Genomic DNA, 24,679 nt, shown 5'->3' on the forward strand with positions numbered 1-24,679 from the left:
TGATATCAATGATAGTTACAAAAGAGAATCCCTTTGGTCAAGTCGTCTCTATTTCTGGGATGGATATTGTTATTGAGATTAACAAGGAACTATTACAAAGGAATTTAGAGCAACAGATTACTTTTAATAGGGAGGTTGTAAAGCTATTTGTTGGCACAGTTGGAGACATTTTTTTAATAGGAGACCCAACATCTAATAATTTACATTTTGGAATTTTTGAGGAAGTTAAATTAGTTTCTGAATATGAAGAGGTTCAAGGTAATCAGCCGAGTACACGTTCTAATGGAGATAAATATAAAGCAGTAGCAATTGCCAAAGTAATTGGTTATCAAGATAAATCAACTAGAGATGTATTAAAATTTCAGAGAGGCATAGGTCATTATCCAAGATTTAATTCAAAGTGTTACTTACTAACTTCAGAAGAAAAAAAGCAATTGTTTTCATTAACAACAGATGAAGGAATTAAGGTGGGAAATGTAGCGGGGGTTCATAGTGAAGAAATTTCAATTCATGTTGACAAATTTTTAGGAAAGCACTCGGTAATTTTGGGTTCTACAGGCTCAGGGAAATCGAGTACAGTTGCTAGTATTCTACAAAAATTATTAAGGAAATATAGATATAGCCATGTAGTATTTTTTGATTTACATGATGAGTATTCTGCGGCATTCGAATCTAGTGAATTTGAGCATAAGGTTAATAAAGTACCAGCTAGTACTTTCACTTTGCCATATTGGCTTTTGAATTTTGAAGAGTTTCAATCTATTTTTTTGGGCGATATAGACTCTACAAAAAATAATGATGGGATTAGAATTACTAAGGAACAAATTCTAATTCTTAAGGAAAAAGAACACCATTTAATAAAAGATGAAGTTGGCATAATTGAAAAGATTAATATTAATTCTCCTTTATATTTTAATATTGATGAATTAATAGCTGAGTTAACTAAATTGAATAAGAGGACTTTTTGGAAATCTGACAATGAATTAGCTTTAACGGAAGATGGACAAAATTATCGAAATGGAACAGGATCTCAAAAGATCGATCGTCCAGGAAGGGAAAAAGACTCTGTAATCCAAGATCCAAATTATTATGGGAAATTAAATCAAGTTATTGAAAAACTACAAAGTATCAGACAGGATAGAAGATACACTTTCTTATTCCCAACAGGGTATGAGAAATCTACTTCAATAAGAGGATATTTTATGGATTTACTATCTATTCCTTATAATACAGAACAGAAACAATTAACTATTCTTGACTTGTCTAGAATACCATCAGAGATAACACCTATTATAATTGGAATGCTAGGTAGGATTTGTTTCGAGTTTAAGCTCTGGGAGGAAGCATCGTCAACACTTCCCCTCTATCTTGTGTTTGAAGAAGCTCATAATTATATACCGAAAGAGTCCACCCCCACATCGAGACTTCCAAAAAAATACTTAGAGAGAATTGCTAAAGAGGGAAGGAAGTATGGGATTTCGCAATTGATTATAAGTCAGCGTCCTTCTGATCTATCAACCACAATTATTTCTCAATGTTCTAATTTTTTTGTTTTGAGAGTTACAAATCCAGAGGATCAAGCATTTATTAAACATATATTGCCAGATCACTTAAGTGCACTAACTAATATGATACCTTTCTTTCAAAATGGAGAGACTTTAATTGTTGGAGAATGCGTACCATTGCCTATAAAAGGAATTATAGATATGCCAAACCCTTCACCAAATTCACATGATGTGTCTTTTAGTAAAGCATGGTCTCATTTAATGGAATCTTATGATATTAATAAAACTTTATATAGATGGTGGGACGTTAAAGAAGATGAGTAAATTTATTAATAGTATTGTTTTTAGGAATTACAGAGGTTTTAAAGAAGAGTGTACTTTGGAATTAGCAGATCCAAAAAATATGACAATTCTAGTTGGTCCAAATAATTCAGGGAAATCTCTTATTACTCGAGCATTTGCAATTTTTAAAGATAACATAACCGAGTTTACTCGTAATATCTATAGAACTACTTATATCCAAGATAGTGATTTTCATAATTTTGAAATTGATAATCCAATCATTTTTAAGTTTAATATAAACACCCAAGTTTTTGTAGACAGACAAGAACCGGAATTAGTAAAACTATTAAGAATTCCAAATATCCATCTTTGTTTTGAAATAAGAAAAATAAAAGGAAACTTTTTATGTTGCATATATCTTACTCTTAATAATGATCCTACTCATGAATATGATGTTGTTAAAGAACAGTTTATATACAAATCAACGAACCAACTTAGTAGATGCTTAGAAATGGATCAAGTAGAAATTGAATACTTATGTAAAAAACTTTATCAAGAAGTTCAAAGCCGTGTATTGGCTTTTGATGCAATAAGATCGTTTGACCGTACAGAATCAGATTTTTATAAAAATGGTTCTGAATTAATTAATTGGATTCATGAACAACGCTCTCCTGCAGAAATTAGGAACTGTAGGAGACAAGTAAGAGTGTGGTTAAAGAATATTTTCAATCTTGATGATCCAAGTACTGTTACTGCAAATATTGATAAAAAACAGTTAATGTTTACTTTTAATGATAATCAATATTCATCCGATGAAATTGGAACTGGGTATACAATGCTGTATATTCTTTTGATGGAGATAGTAAGAAATAAAAAAGAAATAGTAGTTATAGATGAGATAGAAAGCCATTTGCAACCAGGGCTCGTTAGATTATTAATTCAATTAATTAGGGATCATGGAGATTCACAATACATAGTAGCTACTCATTCCCCGAACGTTTTAGAATGTGCAACTGGAGATGACATATTATACAGGTTTAATAAGAATGGAGAAATTTGCTGTTTTGAAAACTTCTTTAGGAATAGTGAGAGTTTAGGTAAATTTCGTGAAGTTTGTAATGAATTAGGTGTAATACCTGGAGATGCACTTTTGTCTAATGTGGTTATTTGGGTGGAAGGACCATCTGAAATGTTTTGGCTACGAGCTTGGTTAAAAGTCTACTTACAAATATATAAGAAAGAAAAAGGTATTGACTTTAACCTTATTGAAGGAATGCATTTTTCTATTTTAATGACTGGTGGAAGTAATATTGCCCATTATGGATTTGAAGAGGGTGAAGTGTCTATTGAATTAATTGAAGAAGAAGAGGTTCTTAAAGTTTTAAAAGTTAATCCTAATCCATTTGTAATTATTGATTCAGATAATACCGCTATTGGTTCAGCAAAATTTCAAAGAATGCTAAGAATTGCAGGGGAATTAAATGATATAAATGAATATAATCCTAAATTTAAACATCTGTGTCTTAGTGAAATCGATGGAAATAGCATACACCAAATCACAAATTTATGGGTTCTTAAGGGACGAGAACTAGAGAACTACGTCCACCCACAATTATTAAAGGAGTTTTATGGAAATCGTTCAAAAGCCCCATCCTCCAAGATAACCGGAGTATTAGAATGTTTAGATTGGAATGTGTATTCAAGCTCTCACGGTGTGGGGTACTTGTTGGAGCAGAGAGGTATTGAAGGTATTGCTAAAGCAAGTGGAACAATAATACACAAAAATGATTTAGCGAGATTTATTTTTAGAAGGCTAAGCGCTAATCATTTTGAATTAAATCCTAGAGATATTGAAAAACCTAATGCCGATATGATAAATGATTTAAAAGAGAATCTGGATAAGTTAATTTCATATATTCTTAAAATAAATGGTCTAATGTAAAATAATAATCCTGAAAATTTATTTTTTGTAACATTCCATATGTACAGCCAAAAATAAACATAATATATTAAAAAACTACCGCTTATAACATAAATTATGAGCGGTTTCTATTTTCCTATTAAGATAATGATATTTTGAAAAAATTGGTGAAAAAATCAGACTTATGTAGTAAAATATTTTGGAGAGAAAAATAGATTAGGAGACCTTATTTTGATACTTATTTTGACAGATAGATTCGATAAGCATGCAGATCGAGTAATTGAGATACTTCGAGATAAAAACAGTAGCTACTTTAGGTTTAACTTAGATGTAGAGTCATTAAGGAAGACATACCTACACCATAGTGGTACAAGCTGGCTGATCGAAAACCAGGATGGTAGTTTTAATTCTAGTGAAATTACCTCTGTATGGGCAAGAAGACCTTTTGTTGAGTTAACATTAGAAGAGCAAAATGATAATTCAAATGATTTTAAAATGTGGAAAGCTGAATGGAATAAGGCATTATTGGGCTTGTTTCTCGACTTAAATAATATTCCTTGGTTGAACCCAGTAAGAAAAGCATATAAAGCAGAAAATAAGTATCTTCAAAGGAAGCTTGCAAAAGAAATTGGTTTTAATGTACCAGACTTAATAGTCTCTAACAATAAAGAACAAATTCTTAACTTTAGTAGTAAACATGAAAAAATTGTTCTTAAATTAATGTCTCAAGAGTTTTATCAAATGGATGATGGTACATTTAAGGGGATATATGTAAATCAAGTCTCTTATAATGAGTTATTAGAGTTTAATGACACTTCTGAAAACCCTATTGTATTGCAAGAATACATAGATAAAGCCTATGAAGTGAGGTATACAGTAGTTGGAAAAGAGCATCTAGTATGTAAGATTGAATCTCAAAACTCCAAAAAGGCAGCAATAGACTGGCGTAGATATGATATTCCAAATACACCTCATTATATTATGGAGCCTCCGATTGAGATAAGAAATCGAGTAAATAGCTTTATGACCATGTTAGAACTTGAGTATGGAGCAATGGATTTTATTGTGACTCCTAATAATGAATGGTATTTTCTCGAGATAAATTGTATGGGCCAGTGGTTATGGATAGAAGACCTTACGGGACTTTCTATTTCTAATACAATTGCAAATTGGCTAATATCTAATTCACAATTAAGGAGGTGAGTAAAATGAAAGTGTTTGCTTCTAGGTATTTAGAGGCTCCTTCAAAAGAAGAAGTCCTTAAAAAGGAAGGTTGGTCATGGGAACCTAACAATAAAGATGCTTATCATATTTATGCATCTGGCAAATCTACATCTTCAAGAGAGTCTACATATGCGGCTGAAAAGGATAACCGCTCTGATAGCGATAGACCTAATGAAGGTATGTATATAGCTTAAAATGTAAAGATGGTATACCATAATATTGGATATACCATTTTTTTTCATAAAAATAATTATTATAATTATAACTTAGAAGTTTACACAAGAATTTATAGGTAGGGGGAAGGTGACTTACAAAACAGCTAAATACTATGGGTAAACGAGAAAGTGACGGTTGTTTAAAAGTTTATGATAAAGGTCTAGAAATGCTACTAAGGGACTTAAAGTACAAGACTGTCTTACAAGGGTTGAGTATACTTACAAACCTAAATCAAAAGAGGGTAGAAAGATTGGTGAAGTTCTAGTTAAACAAAATATTTATAGGCGTTACCATATTATAAACATAGAAACCGCTACTGAGGATGAAAAGGCTAATCTCATAAACTTAGCAAAAAGAAAAAAGAGTAGTCTTTCAAAAAGTCAAAGAGAAATCCTCAATTCTTTAGTTAAGAAGTTTACCGTTTCATTTCAAATCATTGATAACGTCATTATCTCTGATATCCATCAAATATTAGGCTTGAAAAAGGAAGATATAATAGCTGCCTAGGCTAATTATCTTTTTTTTTGCATAAGAATAAAGCTAATCTAGTCGTCTACAATTGTTGTGTATTAATTAATTTTTAAGGATACCTAGGTTATAATTACCCAATATACAAAATGTTGGAGGTAATTATATGGGTACTCAACCTACTAATGCAGGAATAGATTTTCAACAAAGAGTTTCAGGCTGGATTTTATTTAATATGGTAACCGACATTGATTTAGCAAATTCTATTGATATTAAAGAAAATACATATATTGAAAAAGTAGCATTTGAAACCAGAGATATAATTGATGACCTTGTAGTAACAACTAAAGATAATGAAAAATTATTTTTTCAAATGAAGAGAACAGTATCTTTATCAAAAAGTGAAGATAGCGATTTTTTTAAAGCTATAAATCAATTTGTAAGACAGTATGTTCAAGAAGGTAAATCAGTGAATTATTATATTTTACTAACTACCTCTAATACATCAAATCCTATTAAGAATGAACTAAAAAAAATATTAGAAAGTATTAGGCTCAATCCCTTAACCTTTATAGAGAACCCTCTTAACAAAAGTGAAAAATCTGCATTTGATAGGTTTAAGAGTTTAATAAGAGAAATTTATAAGAACGTTACAAGTAAAGATATGAGTGAACAACAATTTTTAGAATTTTCTTCTAAGATGGTAATTTCTGTTCTTGATATTGAAGATGGTATGGCTTTCGAGAAAAGTGTACTAACGGCAATTAGTGGTAAAATAAATTCAGTATCTCCTCAATTTTTTTGGTCTTTTCTAATCTCTACATCTCTTAGTTTTGCTTCTAGAAGAATGTCAGTTTTATGTAATGAGCTAAAAGATAAGTGGAAAGGCTATATAGATAAACCTAAAGAGAATGTAAATAGTGAAGAAATAGTTGGTGGATTTTTTGACCTAGTACTAAAAGAAGATGATTTTTCAATAGGTAAAGATGTAGTTCTAGTTGAGGGAAACGAAGAGTTGGGAGAAGGTTTTTCAAATAAAATGCTTCTTATGGAATTATATCGCTTTGATGATGACGGTACGAAAAGGTTACAGTATATAGATAATAATTATGTGGTCTTTAAGAATGGGATTAAAATGAAAGTTTTACATAGAACAGCAACAAACATAGGGATGGAAAGGTATCTAAAAGAAAATGAAAAAATCCTTCCATATGATGAATTGATTATTGCCCCTGCTAACAATATTGAGAATGTCGAGCAGGAACTACCTGTGAAATTGCATAAAGAATGGTGTCAAAGATATATAAAAGAAAATAAAAAAGAGTTTATGAATTGTTTACATTGTGCAAAAGGTATTTCAGAAAAATCTTATGCCATTGAGATTGATGATTTATATGAACATTCAATTCTTGGAGTAGTTCATCAAGATTGTTTAAGACCAACTGATAGAGTTATAGGTTTAATTACAAGTGATTTATTTGATAAAAATGATTTCTTGAAAAAGTTTGATTATAATTTATGGATAAGCAGTATCAAGGACTCTCAAGCAATGTTAAATAATTTAAAAGGTTCTCAAATGCCACCACTAGTTACCATGATTTGGGACCCATATGGGGGAACCAATAATCATTTTAATAATTGCATAAAGATAAATTTATCTAATGGAGATTTTAGGTATATATTGGATAGGGGTATGGTTGATAGATTTAATAAAAGTGAAGCAAAAAAAACAGCAAAACTTTTTAATGAAAAATTTGAGAAAAATAAGAATAGAGACCCTTATGGTTATACATCTATAAATTATATTTATGGAACTTACACATACTTAATAACTAACAAAAATGATAATGAAGATATTTTAGAATGTATTTCAGCGGAAGTTGAAAAATACAATAACCATATTGGGATACAATATAGGACAAATAAAAATTACTATGCTCCTCTGATGACTATTACTCTTTTAGAAACTGAGGAATTACTTACAATAAATGAACGTTTAGTATTTGTTAGCGACCCAATGACTCTAAAGAATTACATTAATAATTGGGAGAAGGCTGGACTTGACTTAAAGGAATATGAATTAAATATTCTTTCAACAGATGAAGAATTTGACAGTCTTATGAGGGAATATGATAGAAGAGATATCAGAGGAGTAATTAACCCAATATTAGATAGAAGAGGAGAATTTGGTCAAGGTGTACTCCTTGAAAATATTAATAAATTAAACAGGGTTAATAGATAATTTATGTTGAGTGAATACTATCATGACTCTGTCTGCAACCACTACTCCACACACGTGGTGTGTGAAAACAAAATAAGCAATTGAATATGATAATTGATCATATTTACACAAATTTACTCATCACCAAAGAAAAACATTATAAAATCACAATTTTCAACCTAGTTTCGACTTCGAACTCTAATATCAATACAAAACGTTCCTCCACTGAAGAAACGTTTTGTATTTTTTTCAGCAATAATTAATAAATTCATTGAAAAAAATTCTCTTTTTCCTAACCCCTCAATATCCCATCGACTAACTCACTAACCACTATTTGAATCGTACCCTTATTGTCTATACGTACTAACAATATCCGCCCATACCTTTGAATCATGATCAAATCCCTGGGACGGAAGTGTCGGAGTGGTTTTGCAGTCACTGCTATTAAACCGTTTCTATTTGTACTAGGTTAATCAATAATCGTGTCCAACTCATGGAAGTGATAGAAGGCATTTATCTCTGCCAAGTATTGAAACTACTTCTACCGTGTCAAAGACTTACCATCATATATTGCTACCCTCAAGTCACAAATCCCAAAAAAACTTGAAAAACCCCGTGATTAAATCCCCATCCTATAGCATAATTAATTTATGAAAAATAATAGATAATAACTACTTAATCAAGAATCCATATTTTACCATTTATAAAAGCTAAAACAGCATTACCAATAGGAGTGATAACAATGGTTATATCCTTAGTCAAAGGCCAAAAAATCGATATAACTAAAAATAAGCCAGAAACTACTAGATTGCATATCGGCATGGGCTGGAAGAGCCAGCATCATTTTGATATTGATGTCTCGGCGTTTATGCTTGGGGAAGATGAGAAGATTATTCGGGAAGAGGATTTTGTCTTTTATGGGCAGCCCTATTCTAGTAATAAGTCTGTTCAATTGGAGACGTCGATTTCATCTGTTGAAAAGCAGCACTTTCTGATTGATTTGTTGAAGGTTCCTACAGTAGTAAAAAAGATTGCCTTTACGCTTACAATCTATGAGTCGGAATTGAACGGCCATACTTTTGAGGCGGTTTCTGATATAGTCCTCAGGATTGTCGATAGCAGAAAGCAAGAAGAGATGGCTGCTTTTCCGATCGATTATTCTTTTACAAAAGAGAGTGCGATTGTGCTGGGGTCGTTATACCGATATGGTGATCAATGGAAGTTTCATGCGGTTGGAGCTGGCTTTTTTGGAGGGCTGGCTGATTTGTGCAAAGAATATGGAGTGGAGGTTGATGATCAGCCTACAGATACTAACACACAGGTTGAAACAACCACTGTCTCTTCATTACCTAATGAGCGTTTTCAGGTCGTTCAGGAACGGGATGCTGCGGTGTCGGGTGAAGAGATCCCGAAGCAGCCGGCGGAACCGATTCATTTAAAGCGTGAATCTGGCGTTCAGTTTGATGAGCAAAGAATCGAAACCTTATCGCAAAGGAATGATGATTTAATTTCATTATTTGCCGATAAAGATGAAGATACTGCTAGTAGGTCTACGGGTGATTCTTCAGAGACTGTCCACACATTACCAACCTTTTTAGATGATTCACAAGAAGAGGATTACGACTCTTTCATTCAGTCATTAACAGATGTAGAGAGAGCTTTTTTAGTAAAGTTTGATGGAGGAAGTATCTCTCTTGATCTTGCAAAATCTTTCTTAAAGCAAAAGGGATTGATGGTTGCTTTATTTATAAATGGAATAAATGAGAAAGCTTTTGAACATCTTGGTGATAACCTGCTTGAGGTGCAGGCTAATTCCATTGTGGTTTTTGATGAATTTCATTCATTGGTTTTAAGTATGAAGGAGAGAGCAAATCATGAACATTAAGAAACGAGATTCAACTGCTATTCTGAATTCTCTTTCAGGTGGAGTCGTGCCTAGTAGAGGATTGCAATATATCTTGGTGGGACGCAGCCAAGAAGCTACTCAGATTATAAAGGACTTGGAGGAAGTAAAGAAAGGGACTTCCATCATCAAATTCTTTATCGGCTCCTTCGGCAGCGGGAAAAGCTTTATCCAAGCGTTGATTCAGCAAATTGGTTTCAAAGAGAACTTTGTTGTAACGAAGGCTGATTTTACGCCTGAAAGAAGATTATATGGCAGCGATCAAAAAGCGGTTGCCCTTTATACAGAGTTAATGAAGAACTTGTCGATTGCCACCGTTCCTGAGGGTGGAGCATTAAGCACGATTTTTGATAAATGGATTACAGACGTTCAGGAACAAGTGGTGCAAATGAGAGGGTACGGTTCCGTTGAGCTGGATAATCCCAATTTCATTGCTGACGTTGAGCATGAAATTACTCGACTAGTTTCTAAAATGGATGTTTTCACAGGCGGCTACGATTTTGCCCGTATTCTTACCCAGTATTATCAAGGTTTTATTCATGATGATTCCGAGCTGCAGCGAAAAGCGCTGAGGTGGATTAGAGGGGAGTACCGTACCAAAACAGAAGCGAGGGCTGATCTTGGGGTACGCGACACGATTAATGATGATAATTACTATAACTATCTAAAGATCATGTCCCAGTTTGTTCGGCAAATCGGCTACTCAGGTCTAGTCGTAAATTTTGATGAAGCCATTAATTTATATAAAATCACCCATCCACATACAAGAGAGAAAAACTATGAAAGCATCCTGAAAATATTCAATGATACGCTTCAGGGGAATATGGAAGGTTTATATATTACTTTTGGTGGAACTCTCGAATTTCTTGAGGATGAACGGAGAGGGTTATTCAGTTATGGCGCGTTAAAAAGAAGATTGGAAACGAACCGATTTGAAACGAGTGAATTCCGTGATTTGACCCAGCCTGTTATTAAATTGACACCGTTAAAGCATGAAGAGACCTTTGTTCTTCTCCAAAAGCTAAGAGACATTCATGCGGTTCATTATAAATATCAAAGCAATGTAACAAACGAGGAAATAAAAAGATATATTCAAAAGGAATATGCAAGACCAGGAGCGCTGGAAAATTTAATGGTAGGGGATATTGTCCGAGGCTTCTTAGGAGCCTTAAATATTCTGCATCAAAATCCAGGTTTCGATCGAACGGAAATTTTTGAAGAGGAAGCTGTTGCTGCCAGTCCTGCGAACATTAACAGCCGCTTCTCCAGATTAGAGGGTTAATGCAGTGAGCTCATTTGATCTTTTGTCGGAAAAAATGAAAAAGAAAATATGGGATATGAAATGGGACCGTTTCACGCCTATTCAGGAGAAAACCATCCCACTCATTATAAATACGCAAAAGGATATTATTGTTTCATCGGGTACAGCTTCTGGGAAAACAGAGGCTGCGTTGCTTCCCATTCTTTCGGTTGTAGAGAAAACAGCAAGCAGTAAATTAAAAGTCATCTATATTTCTCCTCTCAAGGCATTAATTAATAACCAATTTGAGAGAATTGAGAAACTTTGTGATGATATCGATATTCGCATCCATCGTTGGCATGGAGATGTATCTCAGAGCAAGAAACTAGCCTTTTTAAAAAATCCTTCAGGTATTCTGCAAATTACACCAGAATCACTTGAGAGTTTTTTTGTGAATCGGACCAATCATTTAAAAGCCGCTTTCAAAGAGGTAGATTTTATTGTCATCGATGAAATCCATTCGTTTTTTGATAATGCCCGTGGCGTGCATTTACGTTCTCTTCTTTCACGTTTAAGTAATCTTTGCCATGTTCCACCGAGAATTGTTGGTTTATCCGCAACAGTAGATAATTTTGATTTAGTAAAAGCATGGGTGAATTATGCTGATCCGGATAATGTCGAAGTGGTCGAGGTGAAAGGCAGTGATAAGCAGCTATTGTTTCACTTAATGCATGTGCCTAGTGAAACAAGTATATTGCCTTTAGAACTTTTTGAGGATATAAGGGATTTAACCCGCCATCAAAAATCAATCATTTTTTGCAATAATCGAGGACAAGTAGAGGAAGCAACGGTCACATTAAACCGATTAGCCGAAAAAGAAGGGATGGGGGAAACGTATTATCCCCATCACTCATCGATCGATAAAAAAGAACGCGAGTATGTTGAAAAAGTAATGAGCGAGTCAACAGCTCCTAAAAGTGTGATTGCAACAAGTTCATTAGAACTGGGGATAGACATTGGCAATATTGAAGTGGTGATCCAAATTGATAGCACCTATTCCGTATCATCCCTAAAGCAACGTTTGGGAAGGTCAGGTAGAAAAAGAGAGGCAGATCAAATCCTTCAATTGTATTCAACTGATGACGACAAGCTGATTCAATCGTTAGCCGTTATGGAGCTTGTGATTGAGAAATGGATTGAACCCTCCAAAGGCTATTTGCATCCTTTTGACGTTTTATTCCAGCAAATCCTATCCATTTGTCAGGAGAACAATGGGATCTCGTACAACCACCTCATAGATAGAATTAACAAGAATCATATTTTTCATAGCTTATTAACAAAAGATGTCATCACCCTGATCCAAGGCATGATTGAAAAGGAATATGTAGAAGTACTCAAAAACAGTGACGAGCTGATTGTCGGACTGGAAGGGGAAAGAATTCTTAGAAGTAAGGATTTTTATTCTGTCTTTATGACATCAGACGAATATGAAGTAATGGATGGTGCCAAAAGAATTGGCCGGCTCGATAAAGCGTTTATCATAAATGTAGGCGACAATATTATCCTTGGTGGAAGACTATGGGGCATTAAGGATATCGATTTTGATCGCAGTAAAGTATACGTCACAAAAGCGGTTAGCGGGAATAAACCTACCTATACCGGCAGCCCCGGCTATATTCACAAAAAAATTGGCGAAAAAATGATGGAAATCCTTTGTTCTAAGAATGAGTTTCATTACATTAATGACATCGCTCTGGCTACGCTAAACGATGTAAGAAGAAAGTATCTTTGGAACGGAATCACTGCCGATCACCGCTGTATATGGGTGGATAAAGCTGAAGGCATTTTTGAAACCTATACAGGAACAACCATTACGAAAACGCTCGTCTGGATGCTTCGGTATTTTTGTGTGGATGCCAAGATTATGGATGGAGTAGGCAGAATAACAATTTTAAATCCAGAAGGCATCCTTTCTATTCTTCAAAAGATGAAAGAGAAAGAATGGACCGCTGAGGATTTGCTTCCTTATGTGGAAGAGAAGGAGTTTTTTACATCTAAATACGCTGCGTTTATTGATGAGTCCCTTCGTGTGAAAATGCATGTTGGGAATGAGGTTGATATTGAGGGAGCGGTGGGGTATTTACAGAAGTATGAATTTAAGAGTATGAGTTTCATGTAGGAAGCAAATTGTTCCCGTTGAAGGAATTTCTACATTACTAATTACATGATAAAAAGACACTTCCACGAGGTGTCTTTTCATAAGATAGTAGTGTTGTAAATGGATCGGAAAAAATGAGGGTCCACAAATCTTATAAAGATGTTTTTGAAAAGGTGATTGTTAAATCATACAGCTAATTATATAACTGAAATAAATTGGCACCCTAACCATTATCTGTTTAGGGGGCAGTTCTTAAATCGGCGTATCAATTTTATTCATAGTTTGGTTATGAACCGACTGTATTATTATACTTTCAGATAATGGGTTAGTATAATTCAGCCACATTTCCACTAAATCAGTCCCAGTTATCAAATCTATCTGTAAACCTTGGGCATATGAACGAGCATTCTCAGTAAAGTTAGAAGTTGTTACAACATATCCCTGTGAGACATTTTGCTTTACCATATTAGAATGTAATAAAGCTATCGGTTCATAGCCCACATCATCTTTGTAACATTTTACTTGTCCTAGAACTTTCTCTTCGCCAACACCATGTTTTATATCAACACCAAAATCCCCTGAACTTTTCGTTACAAAAGTACTTCCACCATATTTATGTTTAAATATATCAGCGATGAAATGTTCAAATTCTAAGGGATTATTTTTTATAAAGATTGATGAATAAGATTTTTCTTCATTCTCTTTACAAAAACGTTGATAAATACCAAGAGCTAACGTTCTTTTAAATTCTTCAGTGGATAAATAATTTTTATAGGTTTCTTCCGATCTGAAATTTTTTATTTTCTTCCAATGATAAAAGATAAATCCTAACAAAACACATAATAAAAAATACTCCACATTATCACCTCAATCACCAGTATTATCAAATTTATGGAAAGTATTCAAATTTAAATTAAGAATGAAACTCAATCAATTAAAAATGCTATAATTTAAAATAAATTAGGCATAAATTGGAGGCGTATATAAATGAAATGGTCTGAAGTACGTAAGCATTTTCCAGAACGTTGTGTCTTAGTAGAATCATTAATATCAGAAATAAGAGGAAAAGAAAGAATCATCAAGGAAATGTCTGTAATTGATGACTTTGAAAACGGCAATGCAGCATGGAAAGTGTATAAAAAATTACATGCAGAAAATACAAATCGTGAATTATATATCTTTCACACCAATAACGAAGAAATAAAGGTAATTGAGCAGCCATATATAGGAGTGCGAGGAAGAGTATGAAATTTGAAATGAATGATCAACTGCCGCTAGTCGCTGTTCAGATTGAATTCAACGGAATGAAAAGGACTTTTACTAATGTACTGCTTGATACTGGTTGCACTTCAAGTATTTTAGATACGGATTTATGCGAAGAAATTGGGTTAATGCTCGATTTAGAAAATGCGATTACACGTAAAATGTACGGAATTGGTGGTACTGAAATTTGTATAGAACAAAAAGTGAGTGGCATGAAAATAGATACGTTCCACCTGAGAGATTTCACTATACAGCTCGGTGATGTAAGAGAAATGCATGGATTTGACGGAATCATCGGAAGTGATTTTTTTCTTGCAAATCAATTAGTTATAGACTTCGAAAAGATGGAAGTACGAAAAAACTAGTTTAAAGTAAACACTACTACATCCATATGAATCTGTCATCACCATCCAAGCCCTACGAACATATATGCATTGGGTAAAGTGGATACTATGCCTAAAAAAGAAGAGGTATATAACAAAGCTCTCTTAACGTATTAAATTCCATCTTTCTTTACCAATGCATAGATTAAAATTCTCCCTAGGTTCCATCATCCCTTCAAAATTTCCCTCAAACTTTTTAAATCACGTAACATTCTGGATTATTAATTGTAAATAAGTATAATAATATCAACTAATTCTGGTATGAAAGATTGACTATTTAAGTTAATTGAATTCACATATTCAATCGTCATCTCTTCGTCATAGCCATACGTGTGACGATACCGATAAAAAAGTGTGTCCTCATTTTTAATTGGAAAATTGAATGGGATATGAACACCGACCGACGAGGACAAATTCGCTATACTCTTTTTATTAAAGCAAGAAAAGAAGGTCACCGTGGAAAATTAGAAGATGTTAGTGTGAAAGCACGTGGCGGCAAAGTAGGAAAGGGGGTATCAGGTGGCGAGGAATCACTTAGTTCATTATTATTTGCACTCGCCTTATTTCAAACAATCGAGGCATCACCAGGATACATTGTATAGATGAATTTAATAGTGCCCTTGATAAGGGGCGTAAAGACAAGGTTATTGAATTATATGAACAAACAACTTCATTGCAACAAAAAACTGTCTAACAAATGTATTCTTAGTTAGACAGTTTTTATTGGTAGTATCTTGTAAGTTTTAAAGTTTAAACCTAGAAATCAATGTATTCAATTCCTCTGACATAGAAGCAAGGGATTTGGCTGATACAGAAATATCCTCCATTGTCGCTAACTGTTCTTCTGAGGATGCGGCTACTTCTTCTGACATCGCTGCATTTCCTTGTGCAATTACAGACATCTCATTCGCTGTGGAAGTAATTTCTTGAATAGCTGCTGACATCTGTTGTGCAGTAGCTGAGATATCATCCATTTGTGGAGTAACTTCTTTTGTACTTTGAAGGATTAGATTAAATCTCTCAATCGCTTCATTAGATACTTCTACCCCTGCCTGGACATCATCCGTAACACGAGCCATGATTTGAACAGAGCTTTCTGTATCGCTTTGAATACCTTGAAGAATCTCTTGGATTTGTCCTGCAGAGCTTTGAGACTGTTCCGCAAGTTTTCTCACTTCATCCGCAACAACTGCAAATCCTCTTCCATGCTCTCCAGCCCTTGCTGCTTCTAACGCTGCGTTTAAAGCAAGAAGATTGGTTTGTTCCGAAATTCCTGTAATTACATCCAAAATGGACCTGACCTCTTTAGAACGTTCATGCAAAGATGTAATCATTTTATTTGATTCCTTTACCGAGTCATGAATAGAATTCATTTGAGCCACCGTATTCGTAACTGCCTGTCCTCCCATTTCTGCTTGAACCGTTGTATGATTAGCAAGTTCGGAAACCTTCAATGAATGGGATGCAATCAGAACGGCATTTTCAGAGGCTTCGGCTAATACTTTTGCAATTTGTTCGACTCCATCTGTTTGTTTTTCTGCACTGCTCGCAACCTCTTGAATCGAAGCAGCTACCTGTTCTGTAGCATCTGCTGTTTGTTCCGCACTTGCAGTCAGTTCTTCTGCAGAAGCGGAAACCTGTTCCGCATGCTGTTCAACTTCCTGAACTAAGATACTGAGACTTTCCTGCATATCATTAAAAGCATTTCCTAATTGACCAATCTCATCATTGGATTGAACAACGACTTTTTTTGTTAAATCACCTTTACTAATGGTGATCGCGGTTTCTTTTAACACCTTGATCGGTTTAATGATGGATTTTATGATAAATAAAACAAGTAATGCACCGATTACAAAAGCAACTGCGATGACTAATACTGTTTTTTGAAAAATTGGTGCAGCTGCATCACTAATCTCTGAAGAATAAAGATTTCCGCCAATTTTCCATCCTGTCATCTCGTTAGTCACAAATTTCATTACTTGATTTTTTCCATCCAGCTCATAGTTAAACTGATCTTTTTCTTGCTCAAACATTTTATTATAAAAGCTTTCTTTTGCTTCATCTCCAGGACTATTTGTCGGGTGTGAAATGAATTTTTTATTTTTATCTAGAATCAGTGCAAATCCCTTTTCGCCTACCTTAATTTGCTTTGTTAGCTCTTGCAGGAAGCTTAAACGAATATCAACGCCCACTACACCTGACTCATCTTTTGTTGTTTTAGATAACGTTACGACCATATCTCCTGTACTTGCAGCAATGTAAGGAGCTGATATGACTACTTCACCCTTTTTCTCAATCGCTTCTTTATACCAATCTCTTTTTCTTGGATCATAATCATCCGGCATCTTTACTATTGGTTCTCGTACAAATAATCCCTCATCCGTACCAACATATGAGCTTAAAGCTTCAGGGTGCAATTGTACATATTGATTCAATTTTTTACGTATTTCGGGACTGCTCTCCCCTTCAAACAATTGTGAGATTACCGTTTCTGACATAAATTTAATATCATGAACCTTAGGCTGTATGGTGTTATCAATGATAAGATTTAATATATCAAGATTCTCCCCAATTCCATCTAACACCTGATGTTCAACTGCATTTTTGGCAGTTATATAAGCGCTTGAACCAATACTAATAGCAGGAATAATCAGTATGAGGGCAAAAGCTACGATTAGTTTTGTTTTAATATTTTTAAAGATGTTTTTCATTATAAGGCCTCTTTTCTATTTTTTATTCTTACCTCGAAAAAAGTGTAAGTTACAATAAACCTATCAACGCTTTTGCATTGAAATAGCCACTTTTGAAAGTGGCTATTTTATCTATTGTTACAAATGGTTTTGTTATAGAATTCCTATCTATTCTTTTAGATGACTGATTTTTTTGGTACCCCACTTTTTTCAATTTCGTCCATGTTCTTTCTTGCCTAATTTCAAAAACATTTATCGATTTAGCTGACGAACTATACGATAGTTTGAAAAGATCTTGGTAAATCATAGCTATCGCTGTCATTTCTGAATTCCATTTACAATCTGGTGATATAGCACACTTTTATTAAATAAAAAACTATTCAAATATAGTGAATAGCTGAAGAATTTTAATTTAAGAATGATCAAAAATCTGGTGCTGAGCACTTGTAGTTATTTGTTTACAAGGCTTTTGCTTAATTCGAATGCTGTATAATAATATCATTTATACATAGTTCTTTTATCTTGTAATTATATAGGTATAACTAACTAACTATAAAAGTATAAAACTGTTTTCCTGATTTATCAACTAGTTTCAACAAACACCTTTAAATGTAATTTTATCCAATTCCTTATGTAGTGAAAGACATATTCAATGAATGTACTTTTGGTGAGTAAATGGTCATGTAGATTCTCCTCAAATGTGAACCGTAGTCTACTTGACCTTAAAAATTCTGTCAAGTATATCCAGGTTAACTAAACTTATCTATAATAAAAATAAGCATCAATTTTTAGATGATTCCTAAAAAACAAAGTGTGATTAGAATTGATGTTAGAAAAGTGCTACAAACAGGTATTTTGCTGATTATAAATACAGCATTTGCTCATAAAGACGCTAGTATTTGAATGAGTGGAACGGGTCTTTTGAATCCTCTAGTAGACGCATTTGAAAAGGCGCTGCTTGCTTTAAGTGAAATCAATAATTTATGGAAGCAAAATGTATCTTTTATTCTAGAAAGATTTACGAGCTTCCCTATATCTTGAAAAAATAATAAGGGAGATATAACCCATGCATAATCAAACCTTAAACGAGAACCTAATCAGTGCTAGTAAAAGCGGAAATGCAGCAGAAGTAGAACACCTTTTACAAAAAGGGACAAGTGTTGATTATAAAGATGTGAATGGGACTACAGCTTTAATGGCTGCCACACAAAAAAATCAAATTTCTGTAGTGAAGCTTTTATTGGAAGCTGGAAGTGATGTGAATACAAGAGACATTACCGCGTTAACTCCGTTTATTTGCTCGGGTGCAAACGGATTTCACGAAATCCTAAGCTTGATGCTCGAGTATGGTGCTGATCTTAAAAGCGTTAATCGATTTGGTGGTACTGCGTTGCTGCCCTCTAGTGAAAAAGGATATTTGAAAACCGTTCAAGTTTGCTTAGATGCTGGCGTTCCAGTTAATCATGTGAATGATTTGGGCTGGTCCGCTTTATTAGAGTCAGTCATCTTAGGGAATGGCGGACGTTTATATTCTGATGTGATCCAACTTCTAGTCGAAGCTGGTGCAGATATACACCTTGAGGATAGAGATGGGAAGTCATCACTTCAGCATGCAGAAGAGTTCAATCAGCAAAAGGTCATAAAGATCCTTACTAGAGAGTATGTTGAAAAGAATGCGGGCATCCAGCAAGCGAAAACGCTTTATAAGGAAAATAAATATGTGGAAGCGATCACGATTCTTAGTAAAGAACTTGAAGCGGATCGTGAGAATCTAGATTTGTACTTTTATAAAGGATATGTATTACAAGAACTAAAGAGATATGAAGAGGCTCTTGAACAATACAACCTCGCATTAAAAATAGATTCTACTGATCTAGACTTTTATTTCTATACAGCGAATTGCTTACGGCTCATGAATCTGCAGGATGAAACACTTGCTGAATACGATAAAGCTTGTACCCTTGATCCAAATGAGACTTTTTACCGTTATCATAAATCAAATTATTTAAGAGAACTTGGCAGACACGAGGAAGCTGTCATCGAAATGGATAAGCTTTTGGCTCTCCAGCCGCTTCGGTACGACTTTTCATTCCATAAAGCTAACAGTCTTAGATCTTTAGGAAGACATGAAGAGGCGATTGAAGCAATTGAACATGCCATCAAACATGATCCAACTAATCCTTTATATCATTTACATAAAGAGCAGTCGGTCGAATTACTAGGAAGAAAGTAGAATTAGAAAGTATACCGTAGGAAAACTAGTTATTGTTGCTATCAATGGCAACTCATTGATTAATGAGAATGATTTTTCCTAAATTAAACGGACAGAAGTAATTTCAGTTTTATATATATATTTGATCCGGCCTATGAATCCAGTGCCGGATTTTACTTTTTTGTTGTCTGTCTCAGTTCATTGATACAAGCAATTTTTGGGTATCGATTTCATGTTGCTCAATAAAACACACTTCCCGTAGAGATGATTATATGATGATAATAGTATCATGAAGCTTGTATAATAGAAGAAATAGAATCTATAAACGATAAGATAGGAGATATCTGTATGGACAGCAAGGAAAGATATCAGATACTTTTTGATAAAATCAATCAATATAATTCAGGTGACAAGGGGATTACAAGAGTTGCCTATACAAATGAAGAACAGTCCTGTACACACGCTTTTATGCGTATGTGTAAAGCAGAAGGATTAGACATTCGGATGGATCCGTGTGGAAACGTGATTGCGAGAAGAGAAGGAAGAATACAAGGTCTTCCGCCTGTGTTAATGGGATCCCATCTGGATACGGTTTATCAAGGGGGGAAGTACGATGGAGCAGTCGGTGTGACTGCTGCATTGGAAGTGGTTAAACGGTTCAATGAAAAAGGCATTGAAACAGACCATCCCATTGAAGTGATTGCATTTGCTTGTGAGGAGTCTTCTAGATTTGGTGTATCAACTGTAGGAAGCAAAGCGATGGCTGGTCTATTTGACAAGGAAAAAGTGAGGGATTTAAAAGATCGTGATGGCATTACATTGGAAGAGGCGCTATCCTTTTGCGCGCTTGATATTGATAGTGTTGAATATGCGAATAGGAAAGATGAAAAAATCAAGGCTTTTTTAGAATTACATGTAGAACAAGGTCCTGTATTGGAGGGTAATGATAAGAAGATCGGGATTGTTACTGGAATCGCGGCACCAGTTAGGTTTTCTATAAAAATAATTGGAACCCCTTCACATTCTGGGACAACTCCAATGAATATGAGAAAAGATGCTCTTCTTGGTGCCTCCGAAATCGCGCTGGAGCTTGAGAATGTAGCGGTAAATGAACAAGATTATGGAACGGTTGCTACTGTTGGTGTTGTTGATATTCCTTCTGGAGCAATGAACGTGGTGCCAGGTGAAGTAGAAATCAAAGTGGATATTCGATCAACTTCAGTAGATTCAAGACAGAGGGTATTAGACCATCTATTCCAAACCATTCAATCAGTGGAAAGGAAAAGAAATCTCGAGATTATTAGTAAGGAAATTATTTCTGAAGAACCAGTATTACTATCTAAAGAAATAACTGATATGACGCAAGCCATTTGTGAGAGTAAAGGTCTTTCATACCAGGTAATGGCAAGTGGAGCTGGTCATGATGCGATGAACATGACAAAGCTATGTCCCACAGGTCTTATTTTTGTCCCATCAGTAGATGGCCTTAGCCATCATCCCGATGAATTCACTGAACTTGATGATATTCTATTGGGGATAGATGTCTTGGAGGAGGCTGTGCTTCAACTTGCAGTAATTTCCTAGTGAATTTTGATCGAAGTAAGGTATATGAGTGGGAAGCGGGAAGAAACCTGCCTATAATGGGAGTCCCTCCGCGAAAAATGCATGTTGCATACGAGTTTACTATTGAGGAAACGGTGGAGTACTTACGGTCTTAAGAGTATTGTTTTACTATAATAAGGTTAATTCGTAACTAGAAAAAATTATATGAATCAACATAAAAAAGCACCTCGATTAGATATATCGAGGTGCTGCTTGTTCCTATCTGTTGTTCGATGGCTTAAGATTTAATTTTAATTTATCGCTCACAAGCCCAGTTGTCTTTGTCTCTGTCATGCTTAGATTCATATGCTGGGTGATCAGCAGCAACCCCGTCAGGATAAACCTTTCTTAATTCCGTACAGTTTTTATATGATTCGCTGCCGGTGTTTGAAGGGACGGCAGTAGAATGGTTTGTATTTGAGCTGGTACTTGAATTTGTATTGTTATTTGTGCTGTTTGATGAAGAAGCTGTTGTATTGCTGCTGGATGCTGTTGTATTGGAGTCCAGGTCTCCTTTTGTTGTTCCTTCTGCTCCTAATGCCCATAATCCGGTATTCTGTTCTCGCGCTTCACGGGCAAATTTTACAAAGGAATCACTGTATTTCACGTCAGGTGGATAAGTTGAAGGTTCTGCATATCCTTTTAAAACAAGATCGGCATTAAACATTTTTGTCCGAATTTCATTTTCATCCATATCATCGGTTGGAATATCGAACCAAACAATTCGCAGATAACGAGCATAGCGATCTTTATCTGAAACGTCCTTTTGTAAATAAACCTGTTTCCCTTCAAGCTTTGAAGTGGTATATTTACTTGCTTCCTTGCCGTATTCCTCTACTTTTGTTGTAGACTCAGGTGTATTCACACCTACTAAGCGTACTTTTCTGTCATCAGAGGTTATGAATGTATCTCCGTCTACGACTCTCTTGATCGTAACAAGTTCTAAACCTAGTTTATTAGCTTGTTCTTCTTTTGCTTTCTGTTCTGCTTCCTGCTTCTCTCTTTCTAAACGTTCTGCTTCAGCTTTCTCTTTTTCTTCTTCTATTTTCTTCGCTTTTTCTGCCGCTTCTTTTTCAGCGGCATCTTTTTGTTCAGCTTTACTTGCTAGCTGCTTGCTGTTATTTGTATCTGCTGTTTCCGTTGTGTCAACAAAGGTAAGGCCTAAAATTAAGAACAAGATTAATCCTGCTGCAGTAATTAAACCTGGTCTCTTGACTATGATATTTCCATTCTTCTTTTGCTTTGACAAAAATAATCCAAGTAAAAAGACAGCTGTCCCAATATATGCAAGTGGTACCGCAATACCCATGAATAACATGAATAATAGAATGATCACCACTATAATTCCTTTTATTAACTTCATCTATTTTCTTCGCTCCCTAAAACTAATGTTTCTAACGTAAAAACGTAGATGAAATTAATTATACACAGTTTTTGTTTATCGTTGGAATCCTTTAATAGGGGGTATTGGGTAATTATGTAAAAGTAAAAGTGGGGGCATATATTAAATGAAGTAAAAATAAACATAAGCTTCTACTTTCCCGCATGCTTGGAATCCACACCCTCCCATTCTCCCTTGAAATCAAACATGTCCAATAGTACATTTTTTTTCACTCCTTAAAATGTTAAACTATTTAAAACTATGATTACTTTGGTAATATAATATTTATTCAGAGAGAAACCTAATAGTTTAATTCTTAAAAATGAAATGGGGGGAGAAAAATGAATCCTGCTGGTATTACATTATCTGAATTGCTTCGCCTTCCCGTTCTAAAAGAGGCTAAGGTGATTAGCGGGGAAAAGGGATTAAATCGGATGGTTAAGTTTGTAGATATTATGGAAGTACCGGATGTACAAGGGTGGCTGCGAGAAGGAGAGCTTTTACTAACGACTGCTTACTCGATTCGTCATGATCCCACATTATTGCCTAAATTAGTAGAAGAGCTGGCTAAGGCAAATGCGGCTGCATTAGCCATTAAACCGGAACGATTTTTACATGATATGCCGATAGAGATGCTCCAAATGAGCAATAATTATCATTTGCCTATTATTCAGCTCCCTAACAATATTCCATATATGGATATTACCAATGCGGTTATGGAGCAGATTATTGATAAACAAGGCTCTCTTCTTCGCCGATCAGAAGAAATATACAAACGATTGACGACATTAGTATTAGAAAATCAGGGCATTCAAGCGGTTGCTGATAATGTTGCAGGATTATTAAAGTCCTCCATCTGGTTAGTAGATAAGTCTGGAGAAACCATTGTTCAATCACCATCAGATACAGCAGATAAACTCTCTAGTCAGACGAAGTTTTGGAATATTACAGTTGATAAACAAGTAGAAGGAAGGCTCTTTATCGAAAAGGAAGCATTAGATGAATTGGAGCTTATTTGCGTGGAGCAGGCAAGGCTGGTCTTTTCTCTGGAACTAATGAGAAGAAAAACAGCCTTGGAAACGGAGAAAAAAATCCGAGGGGATTTTATTGATGAACTGTTGAGTGGCCTTCCCCTATCCAAACAAGTCATTATCAATAAAGGCAGTCAATTAGGATTTAATTCAGAGGTTGATTGGGAAATTGCGGTTATTGAGTCTGATAGCGAATCCATTTCCTTATTCATCGATAAAGTTACTGTCCTCATTCATCAAGAGTCGCAAAAATTGCGTGTGAAATCGCATGTTCACAGGCAAGGGGATAAATACATTTTATTATTAGCTTCAAAAAGCCTTGATGCAGATCCAAAACATCAATCAAACCTGTCTTTTTGCTGGAATGAAATCCTTATTCCTTTTATGAATGACTGGAAAGGGATTCGTCTTGGCCTGGGTGGGAAAACACAATTATGGAACATTAATCGGAGTTATTTAGAAGCAAAAAAAGCACTCATGATTGGGGCCAGAATGAATTTGAATCCAAGGTTATTTACCTATGAGGAAATAGAAATATTGGATTTATTAATCGATGCATCTGAATATGTCGATATGGATGCCTATGTAGAGAAAAGGATTGGACATCTTTATAAATATGATCAAGAGAATGGGATGGATCTGCTGCCCACCTTATATCATTATTTAAGCACGGGCGGCAGTTTAATAGAAACAGCTAAACGATTATTTATACATCGAAATTCAGTTAAATATCGGATTGATCGAATTAAGCAGCTGTCTGATATTGATTTAGATAATCATCAAAAAAGATTTGAGTATTACTATTGTCTTGTGTATTACCTGTTAAAAAAGGATTAGTTGAATGGGGTCTATTGTGCGCAGAGCATAATAGTCTCCCATTTTTTTTATATCTGACGGACATTGTTTAAAAATATAGACTTCATTAAAATTATAAATATTCAATGATTTGAATGAATTCAGAATTATTTTTGGTGAATCT

The 24,679-nt window shown here is 34.7% G+C and carries 16 protein-coding genes and 1 pseudogene; 14 read left to right on the forward strand and 3 right to left on the reverse strand.

Annotated features, from left to right (window positions below):
- Positions 1–8: 8 nt before the first annotated feature.
- The 8 genes from ASU02_RS06395 to ASU02_RS06430 all read left to right on the forward strand — a co-directional run bounded on the left by ASU02_RS06395 (position 9) and on the right by ASU02_RS06430 (position 13,159).
- A complete protein-coding gene (locus ASU02_RS06395) occupies positions 9–1,829 on the forward strand; it encodes an ATP-binding protein (protein WP_057762122.1) in 1,821 nt (606 codons plus the stop codon).
- Positions 1,822–3,729 carry an ATP-dependent nuclease gene (locus ASU02_RS06400; RefSeq protein WP_057762326.1) on the forward strand — a complete coding sequence of 636 codons (1,908 nt, stop codon included), beginning with the start codon at positions 1,822–1,824 and terminating at the stop codon, positions 3,727–3,729. The genes ASU02_RS06395 and ASU02_RS06400 overlap by 8 nt, the downstream gene beginning before the upstream one ends.
- Positions 3,730–3,939: 210 nt before the next feature.
- Complete coding sequence (locus tag ASU02_RS06405) at positions 3,940–4,911, forward strand: MvdC/MvdD family ATP grasp protein (RefSeq protein ID WP_057762124.1); 972 nt, start codon at positions 3,940–3,942, stop codon at positions 4,909–4,911.
- 5 nt (positions 4,912–4,916) lie between these two features.
- Positions 4,917–5,126, forward strand: a complete 210-nt coding sequence (locus tag ASU02_RS06410; RefSeq protein WP_057762126.1) for a hypothetical protein — start codon at positions 4,917–4,919, stop codon at positions 5,124–5,126.
- Positions 5,127–5,782: 656 nt separating this feature from the next.
- The gene (locus tag ASU02_RS06415) at positions 5,783–7,858 is read left to right on the forward strand and encodes a hypothetical protein (RefSeq protein WP_057762128.1); all 2,076 of its coding nucleotides are present in this window, start codon (positions 5,783–5,785) and stop codon (positions 7,856–7,858) included.
- Positions 7,859–8,579: 721 nt separating this feature from the next.
- Positions 8,580–9,722, forward strand: coding sequence for a TerD family protein (locus ASU02_RS06420; protein ID WP_057762130.1), 1,143 nt, complete (start codon positions 8,580–8,582; stop codon positions 9,720–9,722).
- Complete coding sequence (locus tag ASU02_RS06425) at positions 9,712–11,022, forward strand: ATP-binding protein (protein ID WP_057762131.1); 1,311 nt, start codon at positions 9,712–9,714, stop codon at positions 11,020–11,022. The genes ASU02_RS06420 and ASU02_RS06425 overlap by 11 nt, the downstream gene beginning before the upstream one ends.
- A 4-nt stretch (positions 11,023–11,026) precedes the next feature.
- Complete coding sequence (locus ASU02_RS06430; protein ID WP_198317410.1) at positions 11,027–13,159, forward strand: DEAD/DEAH box helicase; 2,133 nt, start codon at positions 11,027–11,029, stop codon at positions 13,157–13,159.
- Positions 13,160–13,390: 231 nt separating this feature from the next.
- Here ASU02_RS06430 and ASU02_RS06435 read toward each other — a convergent pair whose 3' ends face one another.
- Complete coding sequence (locus ASU02_RS06435) at positions 13,391–13,996, reverse strand: restriction endonuclease (protein WP_082631711.1); 606 nt, start codon at positions 13,994–13,996, stop codon at positions 13,391–13,393.
- Positions 13,997–14,125: 129 nt separating this feature from the next.
- On the opposite strand from ASU02_RS06435, the gene ASU02_RS06440 reads away from it, so the two are divergent.
- From ASU02_RS06440 to ASU02_RS06450, 3 genes and pseudogenes are all read left to right on the forward strand, one after another.
- Entirely contained in the window at positions 14,126–14,386 is a 261-nt protein-coding gene (locus tag ASU02_RS06440) for a hypothetical protein (RefSeq protein WP_057762132.1), read from the forward strand.
- The gene (locus tag ASU02_RS06445) at positions 14,383–14,766 is read left to right on the forward strand and encodes a retropepsin-like aspartic protease (protein WP_057762134.1); all 384 of its coding nucleotides are present in this window, start codon (positions 14,383–14,385) and stop codon (positions 14,764–14,766) included. Before ASU02_RS06440 ends, ASU02_RS06445 begins: the two co-directional genes overlap by 4 nt.
- A 440-nt stretch (positions 14,767–15,206) precedes the next feature.
- Positions 15,207–15,448: pseudogene (locus ASU02_RS06450) on the forward strand (hypothetical protein); the annotation flags it as partial.
- Positions 15,449–15,527: 79 nt separating this feature from the next.
- Here the strand turns inward: ASU02_RS06450 and ASU02_RS06455 are convergent.
- The gene (locus ASU02_RS06455) at positions 15,528–17,495 is read right to left on the reverse strand and encodes a methyl-accepting chemotaxis protein (protein ID WP_057762138.1); all 1,968 of its coding nucleotides are present in this window, start codon (positions 17,493–17,495) and stop codon (positions 15,528–15,530) included.
- 1,045 nt (positions 17,496–18,540) lie between these two features.
- On the opposite strand from ASU02_RS06455, the gene ASU02_RS06465 reads away from it, so the two are divergent.
- Both ASU02_RS06465 and ASU02_RS06470 read left to right on the forward strand, forming a co-directional pair.
- Complete coding sequence (locus ASU02_RS06465; RefSeq protein WP_057762143.1) at positions 18,541–19,707, forward strand: ankyrin repeat domain-containing protein; 1,167 nt, start codon at positions 18,541–18,543, stop codon at positions 19,705–19,707.
- Positions 19,708–20,034: 327 nt separating this feature from the next.
- Positions 20,035–21,270 carry a Zn-dependent hydrolase gene (locus ASU02_RS06470; protein ID WP_057762145.1) on the forward strand — a complete coding sequence of 412 codons (1,236 nt, stop codon included), beginning with the start codon at positions 20,035–20,037 and terminating at the stop codon, positions 21,268–21,270.
- Positions 21,271–21,544: 274 nt separating this feature from the next.
- Here ASU02_RS06470 and ASU02_RS06475 read toward each other — a convergent pair whose 3' ends face one another.
- Positions 21,545–22,651 (reverse strand): thermonuclease family protein, encoded by a 1,107-nt coding sequence (locus ASU02_RS06475; RefSeq protein WP_057762146.1) that lies wholly within the window; start codon positions 22,649–22,651, stop codon positions 21,545–21,547.
- A 359-nt stretch (positions 22,652–23,010) separates the two neighbouring features.
- Here ASU02_RS06475 and ASU02_RS06480 point away from each other — a divergent pair, with 359 nt between their 5' ends.
- On the forward strand, positions 23,011–24,537 hold the full coding sequence (locus tag ASU02_RS06480; RefSeq protein WP_057762148.1) for a PucR family transcriptional regulator: 1,527 nt from the start codon (positions 23,011–23,013) through the stop codon (positions 24,535–24,537).
- The last annotated feature ends 142 nt before the right edge of the window (positions 24,538–24,679 follow it).

It is taken from the genome of Cytobacillus praedii (assembly GCF_001439605.1).
GTDB classification, from domain to species: Bacteria; Bacillota; Bacilli; order Bacillales; family Cytobacillaceae; genus Cytobacillus; species Cytobacillus praedii.

What these genes read in the sequence shown, in the direction of transcription:
- ASU02_RS06395 (WP_057762122.1), top strand. Translation starts at nt 9, where the DNA reads ATGATAGTTACAAAAGAGAATCCCTTTGGTCAAGTCGTCTCTATTTCT.
- ASU02_RS06420 (WP_057762130.1), top strand. Translation starts at nt 8,580, where the DNA reads ATGGTTATATCCTTAGTCAAAGGCCAAAAAATCGATATAACTAAAAAT.
- ASU02_RS06440 (WP_057762132.1), top strand. Translation starts at nt 14,126, where the DNA reads ATGAAATGGTCTGAAGTACGTAAGCATTTTCCAGAACGTTGTGTCTTA.
- ASU02_RS06475 (WP_057762146.1), bottom strand. Translation starts at nt 22,651, where the DNA reads ATGAAGTTAATAAAAGGAATTATAGTGGTGATCATTCTATTATTCATG.
- ASU02_RS06410 (WP_057762126.1), top strand. Translation starts at nt 4,917, where the DNA reads ATGAAAGTGTTTGCTTCTAGGTATTTAGAGGCTCCTTCAAAAGAAGAA.
- ASU02_RS06425 (WP_057762131.1), top strand. Translation starts at nt 9,712, where the DNA reads ATGAACATTAAGAAACGAGATTCAACTGCTATTCTGAATTCTCTTTCA.
- ASU02_RS06480 (WP_057762148.1), top strand. Translation starts at nt 23,011, where the DNA reads ATGAATCCTGCTGGTATTACATTATCTGAATTGCTTCGCCTTCCCGTT.
- ASU02_RS06400 (WP_057762326.1), top strand. Translation starts at nt 1,822, where the DNA reads ATGAGTAAATTTATTAATAGTATTGTTTTTAGGAATTACAGAGGTTTT.
- ASU02_RS06470 (WP_057762145.1), top strand. Translation starts at nt 20,035, where the DNA reads ATGGACAGCAAGGAAAGATATCAGATACTTTTTGATAAAATCAATCAA.
- ASU02_RS06455 (WP_057762138.1), bottom strand. Translation starts at nt 17,495, where the DNA reads ATGAAAAACATCTTTAAAAATATTAAAACAAAACTAATCGTAGCTTTT.
- ASU02_RS06445 (WP_057762134.1), top strand. Translation starts at nt 14,383, where the DNA reads ATGAAATTTGAAATGAATGATCAACTGCCGCTAGTCGCTGTTCAGATT.
- ASU02_RS06465 (WP_057762143.1), top strand. Translation starts at nt 18,541, where the DNA reads ATGCATAATCAAACCTTAAACGAGAACCTAATCAGTGCTAGTAAAAGC.
- ASU02_RS06415 (WP_057762128.1), top strand. Translation starts at nt 5,783, where the DNA reads ATGGGTACTCAACCTACTAATGCAGGAATAGATTTTCAACAAAGAGTT.